General features: G+C 58.2%; 10 protein-coding genes and 1 pseudogene. 5 read left to right on the forward strand and 6 right to left on the reverse strand.

Annotated elements, in window-relative coordinates; genetic code table 11:
• Positions 1-22: 22 nt before the first annotated feature.
• A complete protein-coding gene (locus tag AC1DMK_RS26755; protein ID WP_477863395.1) occupies positions 23-1,045 on the reverse strand; it encodes an ABC transporter permease in 1,023 nt (340 codons plus the stop codon).
• Positions 1,046-1,241: 196 nt separating this feature from the next.
• Between AC1DMK_RS26755 and AC1DMK_RS26760 the strand changes: the two genes are divergently transcribed.
• The 3 genes from AC1DMK_RS26760 to AC1DMK_RS26770 all read left to right on the forward strand — a co-directional run bounded on the left by AC1DMK_RS26760 (position 1,242) and on the right by AC1DMK_RS26770 (position 4,125).
• A complete protein-coding gene (locus AC1DMK_RS26760) occupies positions 1,242-2,327 on the forward strand; it encodes a LacI family DNA-binding transcriptional regulator (protein ID WP_477863397.1) in 1,086 nt (361 codons plus the stop codon).
• A gap of 215 nt (positions 2,328-2,542) precedes the next feature.
• Complete coding sequence (locus AC1DMK_RS26765) at positions 2,543-3,451, forward strand: arginase family protein (protein WP_477863399.1); 909 nt, start codon at positions 2,543-2,545, stop codon at positions 3,449-3,451.
• 137 nt (positions 3,452-3,588) lie between these two features.
• Entirely contained in the window at positions 3,589-4,125 is a 537-nt protein-coding gene (locus AC1DMK_RS26770; protein WP_477863401.1) for a GNAT family N-acetyltransferase, read from the forward strand.
• 34 nt (positions 4,126-4,159) lie between these two features.
• On the opposite strand, the pseudogene AC1DMK_RS26775 reads toward AC1DMK_RS26770, so the two are convergent.
• Positions 4,160-4,510: pseudogene (locus AC1DMK_RS26775) on the reverse strand (ATP-binding protein); the annotation flags it as partial.
• A 156-nt stretch (positions 4,511-4,666) separates the two neighbouring features.
• Between AC1DMK_RS26775 and AC1DMK_RS26780 the strand changes: the two are divergent.
• Together AC1DMK_RS26780 and AC1DMK_RS26785 are read left to right on the forward strand one after the other, a co-directional pair.
• Positions 4,667-5,080 (forward strand): MbcA/ParS/Xre antitoxin family protein, encoded by a 414-nt coding sequence (locus AC1DMK_RS26780; RefSeq protein ID WP_477863403.1) that lies wholly within the window; start codon positions 4,667-4,669, stop codon positions 5,078-5,080.
• Positions 5,074-5,775, forward strand: a complete 702-nt coding sequence (locus AC1DMK_RS26785) for an RES family NAD+ phosphorylase (protein WP_477863405.1) — start codon at positions 5,074-5,076, stop codon at positions 5,773-5,775. The genes AC1DMK_RS26780 and AC1DMK_RS26785 overlap by 7 nt, the downstream gene beginning before the upstream one ends.
• Positions 5,776-6,141: 366 nt before the next feature.
• Here AC1DMK_RS26785 and AC1DMK_RS26790 read toward each other — a convergent pair whose 3' ends face one another.
• The 4 genes from AC1DMK_RS26790 to AC1DMK_RS26805 all read right to left on the reverse strand — a co-directional run.
• On the reverse strand, positions 6,142-6,876 hold the full coding sequence (locus AC1DMK_RS26790; protein ID WP_477863407.1) for a helix-turn-helix transcriptional regulator: 735 nt from the start codon (positions 6,874-6,876) through the stop codon (positions 6,142-6,144).
• A 105-nt stretch (positions 6,877-6,981) separates the two neighbouring features.
• The gene (gene hemC / locus AC1DMK_RS26795) at positions 6,982-7,923 is read right to left on the reverse strand and encodes a hydroxymethylbilane synthase (protein ID WP_477863409.1); all 942 of its coding nucleotides are present in this window, start codon (positions 7,921-7,923) and stop codon (positions 6,982-6,984) included.
• Positions 7,923-9,749, reverse strand: a complete 1,827-nt coding sequence (locus AC1DMK_RS26800) for an ABC transporter transmembrane domain-containing protein (RefSeq protein ID WP_477863411.1) — start codon at positions 9,747-9,749, stop codon at positions 7,923-7,925. Before AC1DMK_RS26800 ends, hemC begins: the two co-directional genes overlap by 1 nt.
• A 456-nt stretch (positions 9,750-10,205) precedes the next feature.
• Positions 10,206-10,633: aminotransferase class I/II-fold pyridoxal phosphate-dependent enzyme (locus AC1DMK_RS26805; RefSeq protein ID WP_477863413.1), on the reverse strand; the 428-nt coding region annotated here is incomplete at its 5' end.

Genomic DNA, 10,633 nt, shown 5'->3' on the forward strand with positions numbered 1-10,633 from the left:
TCCACGAATTTTCCCTCCCTCTTTACTTCGACGCTTGAGGGACAGGCGCCGAAGAATTTTGCGAGCGGCGACCTGGCGACAGGAAGCCGACGATGTCGTAGCGGCCGACGGCCAGGAACGTGAGCAGCAACAGTCCCCAGGCGAAATCGCGCACGAAGTTGGACAGGCCGCCGAAATTGAGCAGGCTCGACATGAGCTGCAGGGCAATCGCGCTGAGCACGACGCAAACAACACGCCCGTAGCCGCCTTCAGGCTTCACACCGGCCATCACGGCGATGAGGATGGCAATGAGCAGGTAAGTGCTGCCGTAATCGAACTTCACATTGACGTTGCGCGCCGCGATGATGATGCCGGCGAGGCCCGAAAGCGTGCCTGATATCGCATAGGTGGCGACGATCACGCCGTTCTTCGGAAAGCCGGCATAAACCGCGGCCCTGGGGTTTGTGCCCATCAACATCAGCCAAAGCCCGTAGGGCGTGAACTTCACCAGCGCGGCGACCATGCCTGCGACCAGCACGAAGACCAGGAAGCTGATCGGCGCCTCGGCAATCATATCGTTGCCGATGCTGGAAAGTAGCGCCGGGCTGCCGACCATCACGGCCTTGCCGCCAGAGGCCACGACCGCAAGCCCCATGAAGGCCATCTGCGTGCCGAGCGTGCACAGAATGGGCGTGATGTTCAGCCGCGAGATGAGAAGGCCGTTGATGACGCCGCCAGCCAGACCGACGAGGAGAGCGACCGAGATGAAGGCGAGACTGAAAGCCGTTCCGCTATCCGTCGCCGACAGGAACAGCGACACGATGATGGCGGACAGTACGCCCGAAAGATTGGCCAGTGCGATGCCTGACAGATCGATGCCGCCATTACCGGCGCACATGGCCAGCATGACACCGATGGCCAGAAGGCCGATTTCTGGCACCTGGCTTGCCATGGACTGGAGATTGAACACGGAAAGGAACGAGCCGCCGGAAATCAGCGCACCCGCAGCAAGCAATATTCCGTTGATGACAACCAGCATCGCCAGCTGACCGCCGGTCTTTTGCATGACATTCCTCCCATTTGTTTACTAAACAAACTCCATCTTCACTAAAACGCTAGCAAAGGAAAATTGCGCTGACAAGTCCTATTTGCGCCGCATATCGGTTGCGAAAGGCGTCCAATTGTCTTAGGGCTCGCAAATACGGACTAAATCGTTTAGTAAACTTCTTCGCAGCCGCAGCACAAAGGCAGCCCGTCTCCGCATGAAAAAACCGGGAAAACTGACCATCAGGGATATTGCAGAGGCGGCGGGTGTATCGCCCGCGACGGTTTCACTCGTGCTGAACGGCAAGGGAGAAATTTCCGGCGTGACGCGAGCACGCGTCCTGGAGGCTGTGGCAAACCTCAACTACGTGCCTCGCGCGGCACGCACTACCGCGGAACCGAGCGAGACGCTGCGCTTCCTGAAGATCGCCAAGCACGGGCACACGGTCAACCGCGACCATAGCGTCTTCATCTCCGACTATATCGACGGCATGTCCGCCGAGGCGACGCGACGCAACTACACGCTGGAAGTCGTGAGCTTCGAGAGCCAGCCAATCAGCACGGTGGCGGAATCGCTTGCCGGCGCGCCGATTTCAGGCGTCATCGCGCTCGGAACGGAGCTGACGGAAGCAGACATAAAGCTAATCCAGAGCCTTGGGTTGCCGACGGTCTTTATCGACACGTTCTACGATGTGCTCGAAGCCAACTTCGTCGACATGAATAATGAAGACGCCGTCTACAAAGTACTGTCTCGCTTCCACAAACAGGGGTTCCAGCGCATTGGCTTCATCGCCTCCCACGTCGATACGACCAACTTCCGGCTTCGCCGAGAGGCCTTCTTCAAAAACATGGCCCGGCTCGGCCTGCCGGTGAATGAGGCCGATGTCCTTTCGGTGGAATCGACCTACGATGGGGCCTATCTTGACACACGCGCGCTGCTTTCGACCGGGCTCGATCTTGCGGAATGCTATTTCTGCACCAACGATATCATCGCCTATGGATTCATCCGGGCACTCCGGGAACATGGCGTCTCCATACCGCAGGACGTCTCGATCATTGGCTTCGACAATTTGCCGCAGAGCGCGACCATGGAGCCGGGCCTGACGACCATCGACGTATCGAAGCGTAAGATCGGCTACCTCGCCGTCACCGTGCTCGACGACCTGATCGCCGCCGCCGAGCCGCAGCCGCCGGTCAAGATCCTCGTGGGCGCGGAACTCATTCTGCGCGCCAGCCACGAGCATGGCGTATCGAAGACAGCGCAGGACCGCCCGCGGCGGGCGGCACCACAGCCGGTGAAATAGCCCTGAGGAGGGATGCACGGAACGCAGCACGCTCGCCCGCACTGGCCTCAAGGTTTCGCCGTTATGATGGGCAACCTCTCTTTCGGTTGGATCGGCGCCTTTTCGAGGGTCGCCAACCGAGGTGCGCCGCCTTTTCTGTTGGAAATTATCAGTGGGGTGAAAACTTCCCAGATCACCTTGGGCAGTGTATTGCATGGGATGAGACAAAGCGTGCTTTGTCGGTCACGACCCACCTCGGTGGCTTTGCGCCAACACCGGCCTTCCTCGATCTGCGTGAATTGCGAATATGGTTGGAGGTTCCAGTCTTGAAGAAGCGGGCGGAGTACACAGTTTTCCAAGGGCGGGCGGGCGATCATAACGATCTGGCCATTCCCGGCGCGAAGGCCATTGGCGAGGAGTTGCAAAACCGGACTGGTAGATCGCCAACGGTGATCGGCACCCCGCAGCCAGCATTGAATACTGGCTGGCGTGAAGAGCTTGATGCGGCTCTTCCATCGCTGACGGAGATTCAATCTCGGTTCAACGATGTATTTGCCAAGGGAGCGGTCTCGATTGCCGCGACCAGTCGGTGCGCCGTCTCCCTGGCGACACTCCCGGCCGTCGCGAAACATCATCCCTCGGCCTGCATCGTGTGGTTCGATTCCCATGGCGATCTAAACCCACCGCAGGCCAGTGCGACCGGATATCTCGGCGGACTGGCATTGGCGGGGCCTGTCGGCCTGTGGAATTCAGGTCTTGGTCGAGGCTTGAATTTGGATCAGGTCGTTTTGGTCGGGCAGCGCGACCTCGATCCATTTGAGCTTGATCTCATCGCAAGGCACAACATTCCGCTTATCAAGGCGGGAGCCGGTCTGGCAACTGCGCTTCGGAACGCAATAGATGGTCGATCCGTTTACGTGCATCTCGACTGCGATGTTTTGGAACCCGGCATTGTGCCGACAGATTACAGGCACGAAGGCGGCCTATCGCTGGATGATCTACGAGACTGTTGCGAGGTATTGGCAGAGCATGACTTCGTAGGAATCGAGATCGCGGAGTTTCAAAATGCTTGGGAGACCGACGGTGTTCCGGTGTCCCCGAATGCTCTCCTTGACGCTTTGACGCCTGTTCTAGCCCAACGATAGCTTGAACGGACGACCGCGTTGCGCCGTTAGCGCTAACAGGCGAACTCGACCGGATCACTCAGGAGCGGTCATTGCGATATTTCTGCATTTACCTAGACCGCCAATGGCGAAGGTGGTTCGGAAGGGGGAGCATCAGTATGATCATCTTGCAGGGAAGCAACGTCAAGCTACGACCCGCATCTCCCGAAGACGTTGACGCGCGACTGTTGCTCGGAAACCATGCCGAAATCATCGAGATGTTTGGAGTTAGTCGGAGCGACATAAAACCCCTCACCAGGGACGCGGCCACTCGATGGATCCGAAAAATAATCGAAAGTCCGACCGCTTGGATCATAGAGGTTGGCGGACGGTTGGTGGGKGAAATAAGGCTGGATAACTTTGATACTCATGATCGCCGCGCGTCGATGGCTGTCGGCATCTACGATCCTGGTTTGTTGGGCAAGGGACTGGGAAGCGAAGCCATATACTTAGTCCTGAAGCACGCCTTCGAAGGCTTGCAACTCCATMGGATAGGGATACGGGTTCTCGCCTATAACACGCGTGCGATTCAAGCATATCAAAAATGCGGCTTCGTCGTTGAAGGCCGGGAGCGCGAGGCTGCTTTCGTCAATGATGCTTGGCACGACGATGTGATGATGGGACTGTTGGAGATGGAGTTCTTGAGGCAACCATAGTTGTAGGCGCTTCAATCATCCGCACTCGACCGACTTACCGACGAAGCGATTGCCGGGATTGAAGCAAGGAAGCTTGGTTGACGTTCTCGCACAGGAGTTCACTACGCCGCTTTTCTCGTAATCTGTTGCTGTCGCCACGGATTGTGATGACGAGACTGTGGTGTAGCAACCGATCAAGTATGGCGGTTGCCACGACGGGATCCCCGAACATTGTTCCCCATTCTCCGACACTGCGGTTGGAGGTGATCAGCATCGCACCGCGCTCGTAGCGCCGGGACACGAGCTGGAAGAACAGATGGGCTGCGTTGGGGTCGAACGGAAGATTGCCTAGCTCATCGACAATGAGCAGCTTGGGCTCGGCGAGAAGCGCGAGCTGCTCCTCCAGAAGTCGGCGAACATCGCCGCTAATCCAATGGGAGCGCGACGAAGTCGTCGTTCTCGAAAGCCCCTCCGCTGTCAATGCGATGCGGTCTTTCGAAAGGAAATGGGCCTTGCCAATTGGCAACAATATGCTAGTTTTCCGCCAGAAAGAGAGGATGCCATGCAGCTTCAACCTATTGCTTCGACTCCCTTCAACAGAGCGTCGGCTGAAATCACCGATGTGGAAGCAGGGGCGCTCGCCCGCACGACGGTGAACCTCTTCAACGCTTGGAAGCTCACAGACGCTCAGGCTTGCACCTTGCTCGGTGGTTTGTCAGCCCGCACTTGGGCACGGTGGAAAGAAGGCAACGTGGGACGTATCGATCGAGACCTGAAAATGCGGATGGCTCACCTGATGGGTATCCATAAGGGGGTGCGACATCTGTTTAAGGACGCAACAAGGGGATATGAGTGGATCAAGGCGCCAAATACGGCCTTTGGCGGCAAGTCGGCGCTTGATGTGATGCTTCAGGGCGAGCTTTCTGATCTTGCCGTGATGCGTGAATGGCTCGATGCGGAGCGGAGCGCATGGTAAGTGGCCTTGCTGTCCGTTCCCATGTACAGTGGCCTAAAACCTACCGCATTATTAGATCGATCTATCCGCCTATCGATTTGTTCGAGGACATCGCCGACCCCCGCGACTGGGAGGCCCTTGTCGCCGTCGAGGCAAAAACCAATCCGCGCATTCGATTTGAGATAGGCGATCTCGGCAAGGTGCCCGCGAGCCGTCGCGTTTCGGGACCCGGCGCTAGTTATGTAATGGCCCCATTTGTCCATTGCTCAACAGGGCGGCCGGGACGCTTCACGGACGGAAGCTATGGTATCTACTATGCAGGCGACAGTGAAGAAGTCGCTGTCGCCGAAACAATATATCACCATCAGATGTTCATGAGTTCAACGCCCCAGCCTCCAGGGTGGACATCCGACTTTCGTGTCTTGGTGGGCAGCGTTGACCGGACATTAGACGACGTGAACGCGGTGCCTGACGTCCTGCATCCGCACGACTACACCGCTTCCCAAATTGAGGGACATGGACTTCGGGCAGCGGGAAGCGATGGCCTCTTGTGGAACAGCGTTCGAATGCCTGGTCAACGTTGTATCGGCATCTTCTGGCCGAACGCCATAACCATTCCTCTCCAAGGGCGGCACTACTGCTATCACTGGAACGGCACGCGGGTAGATTTTGTGCGTCAGTACGACACCGGGGCAATACTGGCGGTAACAACTTAACTGGTGGCTTGTCGCACTTGCTCCATTGTGCCGCATTTTTGCGCACTGCGGACCGCGCGCACCACATAGATTCCGCCACCTTTCCCCCTCGATTTCGAGCGCGGTCGTCGAAGATCGGCTTCGAGCGTGATGAAACCGGGCAATCCGTTGACGAAACCGGAGCGAAAGAGCTCGAACCACTCCCCCGGAAAAGATCGGCCAGATATCCATGAACCTTCATGACGGCATCGAAGCCGAAGACCGGCTCTGTGGCAAAGGACCTTACCGCCCCATCGGCATGAAGGCTGACATCATCCGCCCTGCACGGCCTGGGGCTTCGACGAAGGCTAGCGCCCATTCCTTATGGCGTGATCGCCTATGGGTGGTTCAAGCGATCAACCGCCGGCGGATCGCCTCGGCTATCGCCTGGGTTCGGTTGCTTGCTCCTAGCTTCTTAACCGCCGACTTGATGTAGCTGTTGACTGTCTCGACCTGGTATCCGGTGGCCCTTGCGATCCCTTCGCTGGTAAGGCCCAGACTGGCCTGAGACAGGCACGCCATCTCGCCCTTCGAAAGTCGCAAGTGATCGGCGGCGAAACGTTCCATGAGCGGTTTGGTGACCGCCGTATGTATCGCTTCGGAAACAAGCTTGAGGAATGCTATTTCGTCGTCCGTGAAAGGCGTCGCTCTGGTGAACCCGACAGCACCATAAATGGTGCTGTCGCGAAATATCGGAACGATCGTCCTGTTGTGGACCCCAAACGTTCGCTGAAGGTAGAGAAGTCTCTCTGGCACTTCATGCTCCCGATAAACGTCGCTTTCGACCATCACCGTCGTCGATGATTTACTAGCCTGGATGAACGGATCCACGGCCGGAAGGTTGTCGCCCATGTATGCTTCGACAAACGCTGGCGGCAAGTCCGTGTCGATAGAGAATCCCTGTCCAAAGCGGTAGTGGTCGACGTCGAGACCCGAAATGAAAATGTAGTCGAAGCGTACCGCCAGGCGTAGCCTTTCGATCAGGTCGTTCTTGCCGAAGTAGCGATGCTTGGGAACCGAGCGCAAATCTATATAGTCGTCCAATGCGCCTGGCGAGAGGACCGAAAGGGTGCTGACAGGCATCGGGGCAGCCTCGATTATTGAAGATTCTACCCCAGTTATGGCGTTCGGGGGTTAACCGAACCTTAACGACTTGATGAAGATCAAGTACTGGACAGTCAAGTGGCGCTATTCGGGCGCGATTTGTTCCAGCTCCGCCGCCCGATACGCGAGGCGCCCCGCCTCTTCGCCGACTGCTTCCGCGGCTGTCCTCTTGCCTCGAACTAGGAAATCGGCGCGCTTTGTTCCGTTCGGCTGAATTGTCATGGCGCGGAGGAGGATCTCGCTGCCGCTGCACACGGCGTGTGCGCCAATCGGCGTCCTGCAGGATCCGTCTAGGGCGCGAAGGAAGGCGCGTTCGCATTTCACAGCGTCGGCCGTCGGCACGTCGTCGATGGCGGATACAAGCTCGTTGATCGCATGGTTTGCCACAGCGCTTTCGATACAGATGGCGCCTTGAGCCGGAGAGGGTGGGAAGTCGCGAGGGTTGAACACTTCTGTCACGATGGCAGCCCTATTCAGGCGTCTCAATCCCGCCAGCGCCAGAAGCGTTCCGTCGACAACGCCGCTTTCAAGTTTTTGAAGCCGGGTCCCGACCGATCCGCGAAAAGGAACGATCTCCAGATCCGGGCGATGCATTGCGACCAATGCCTGGCGTCTTATCGAGGATGTTCCGATGATTGCACCAGGGGGAAGTTCAGCGAGGCTAAATCCGCTTCGCGAAAGGAATGCATCGCGGACATCCTCTCTGGGTAGGAACGCACTGAGGTGAAGCCCGCTCGGAAGCGTTGTCGCGACGTCTTTTGCCGAATGGACCGCCATATCCAGTTCACCAGACAGGAGGCGCTCTTCGAGTTCCTGCGTGAACAGCCCCTTCACTCCCACTTCGGGAAGCGGCCGGTCAGGCAGTTGATCGCCTTTGGTCGTAAAGGATACGATCTCGAACATGTCCGGTGGCAAGTTGTGTATGGCGGCGAGCCGTTCCACCACTTCCTTCGCCTGCCGCAAGGCAAGCGGGCTTGCTCGGGTACCTACTCGGATCATAGTGCGGTTTCGATTAAGATTGGTCATCAGGCAGCGTCCTGTTCGGGCTCGGAATCTCCAGGAATCTTGAACTGCAGTTCTGCCAGGCGCTTGTAGAGCCCGCTGCTTCGCATGAGGGAGGCATGCGTGCCCTGCTCTACGATCCGGCCGCCCTCCATTACAAGGATACGGTCCGCCTTGAGCACGGTCGCGAGGCGATGGGCAATGACGACCGTGGAGCGATTGTCCATAAGCTGCTCCAATCCTTGCTGAACCAGTTGCTCGTTCTCAGCATCGAGCGACGCGGTGGCTTCGTCCAGGAGGAGAATTGGCGCGTCCTTAAGGATTGCTCGAGCGATGGCGAGCCGCTGCCTTTGACCTCCCGACAAGGTGAGACCGCGTTCGCCGACAACTGTCTCGTAGCCGTCCTGCAATCCCACTACGAAGTCGTGGGCCTGAGCCTTCATGGCGGCTGCAATGACTTCCTCTCGCGTCGCGTCAGGCCGGCCGAAGGCGATATTTTCGAAGATCGAGGTCGCGAAGATGGTCACATCCTGTGGAACTATCGATATTTGCTTTCGAAGATCATGTGGCGAGAGCGACCGTAGATCCCTTCCATCAATCGAGAGACTCCCTGCTTTCTGATCGTAAAATCCAAGCAAGAGCGAGAAGACGGTGCTCTTCCCCGACCCCGAAGGCCCGACGAGTGCGATGGTTTCTCCCGGTGCGACGTTCATGGACAATCCATCAAGCACTTCCCTCTCCAAGGCGAGCGGATAGGAGAAATGCAGGTCGGAGACCTCGATGCCACCTCGAACTGGAATACGCAGAGGGACGTGTCCGGCCGGTTCCGGCTCGTTGGTTTCTTCGTTCAACAGTTCGAACAATCGACCTGCCGAGCCCGCCGCCTGTGCCAGCTCGCCCCAAACCTCCGAAAGTGATCCCAACGATCCGGCTGCGATGACAGAGTAGATCAGGAACTGGCTTAGATTTCCCGGAGACAGCGTGCCAACGAGAACGCTCTGGGCGCCAAGCCAGAGCACCCCGACAACGCTGCCGAATATCAATGCTATCGCGATGCCGGTCAGGCCAGCTCGCGCGCCTGCGGCCGTGGTGGCCCTGTCATAGGACAACTCGACGTCCCGTGCATATCTCTGTCGGGCGGCGTCCTCTCCATTGAAAGCCTGGACAGTGCGATTTGCGGCGATGATTTCGCTGGCATAGGCGGAGGCACTGGCAAGCGCATCCTGTGCGGCACGCGACTTCTTGCGTACGGCGCGCCCGAGGAAGATCAGCGGTGCGATGATAAGCGGAATGACACCGATCGCGATTGCCGAAAGACGGGGGCTGGTAGCGAACATCATTCCGAGCGCACCCACACAGAGAATGGAATTTCTCAGCGCGACCGACGCGGACAAGCTGACAGCCGTTTTGATCTGCGTGGCGTCGGCCGTAAGACGCGAGGCTATTTCTCCCGAGCGGTTGGCGTCGAAGAACCTCGCAGGAAGGCGCACGATGTGACTAAAAACCTGAGTCCGAAGATCGGCTACCAACCGCTCTCCGAGCGCGGTTACGAAATAATAGCGTAAAGCGCTGGCTACGGCCAATGCCACGGCGAGGGCCATCACCATCAGGAAGTAGCGGTTGATGAACTCGCCATCGGCCTGTCCGAAGCCATTGTCGATCATGCGGCGCACCGCCATCGGCAGCGCGAGGGAGATCACCGCGGCGCATGTGAGAGCCAACAGCGCACATATCGAAAGACGACCATGACGGCGCAGGAAAGGCATCAGCCGCACGAGGCGCGCCAGAGTTTGTTTTTTCGTCGGCCCCCGGGATTGACTACTACCGTTGTCGGCTGGTTGGTCATTCATGCTTTCGGGCTGTCGGTCGTGCTGGGCTATCATCAACGCCGTGGTCTCCTAGGAATTTGGATGATGCTCTTGTCCGCCCGCCTTTGGATCGCGTCTTTGATCGCGATCAATTACGCCGGCGAAATGCACTTGATCTTACGGAGGTATTCTGACGCAAGGCACCAACGGGGTGGCGATCGCTTCGACGGGATCCGACGCCATTTGCTTTTGTAGGTGCATCGACCCTATTTGTGGGGTCGAGCTGCTGCCTCCGACAGCTTGGATCCTTACAAACATCCAAAAGCCGGACCATTGGTACAATCGCCGACATCTGCTCAGCCCATGTCGTTTCTCTTGTGGAAGCACTGCTCGATGCTGGCTGCGAGCGGGATCATCTGATGAGAGAGATTTCGGAACAACTGCGGGCGATCGGTCGCGACATCGCCCGCGACGACGGTATAGATCAGTGACGCCGAGCTAGGCGACCTGCCTCGCCAGTGCGCAGCGCGCCCAGAGCGAATGCAGCGCCTCGACCAGATGCTCGATATCGGCATCGGTGTGCAGTGGCGTCGGCGTGATGCGCAGGCGATCGGTCTTCTTCGGCACCGTCGGATAATTGATCGGCTGGACGTAGACGCCGCAATTGTCGAGCAACAGGTCGGAGATCCACTTGCATTTTGCCGCATCGCCGATCATCACGGGAACGATGTGGCTCGGGTTCGGCATGTGCGGAATGCCGCGCTTGTCGAGGAGCGTGCGCAGCGTGCGCACCCGTTCCTGGTGACGGGCACGCTCGAACGGGCTGACCTTCAGGTGCTGGATCGAGGCAACCGCGCCGGCAGCGAGCGCCGGCGGCAGCGCTGTCGTAAAGATGAAGCCCGAGGCAAACGAGCGGATGAAGTCAC

It is taken from the genome of Rhizobium sp. 05L419, assembly GCF_056397845.1.

Coding starts and splice junctions, on each gene's coding strand:
- AC1DMK_RS26790 (WP_477863407.1), bottom strand. CDS start 6,876: ATGCCTGTCAGCACCCTTTCGGTCCTCTCGCCAGGCGCATTGGACGAC.
- AC1DMK_RS26760 (WP_477863397.1), top strand. CDS start 1,242: ATGAAAAAACCGGGAAAACTGACCATCAGGGATATTGCAGAGGCGGCG.
- AC1DMK_RS26755 (WP_477863395.1), bottom strand. CDS start 1,045: ATGCAAAAGACCGGCGGTCAGCTGGCGATGCTGGTTGTCATCAACGGA.
- AC1DMK_RS26780 (WP_477863403.1), top strand. CDS start 4,667: ATGCAGCTTCAACCTATTGCTTCGACTCCCTTCAACAGAGCGTCGGCT.
- AC1DMK_RS26800 (WP_477863411.1), bottom strand. CDS start 9,749: ATGAATGACCAACCAGCCGACAACGGTAGTAGTCAATCCCGGGGGCCG.
- hemC (WP_477863409.1), bottom strand. CDS start 7,923: ATGACCAATCTTAATCGAAACCGCACTATGATCCGAGTAGGTACCCGA.
- AC1DMK_RS26785 (WP_477863405.1), top strand. CDS start 5,074: ATGGTAAGTGGCCTTGCTGTCCGTTCCCATGTACAGTGGCCTAAAACC.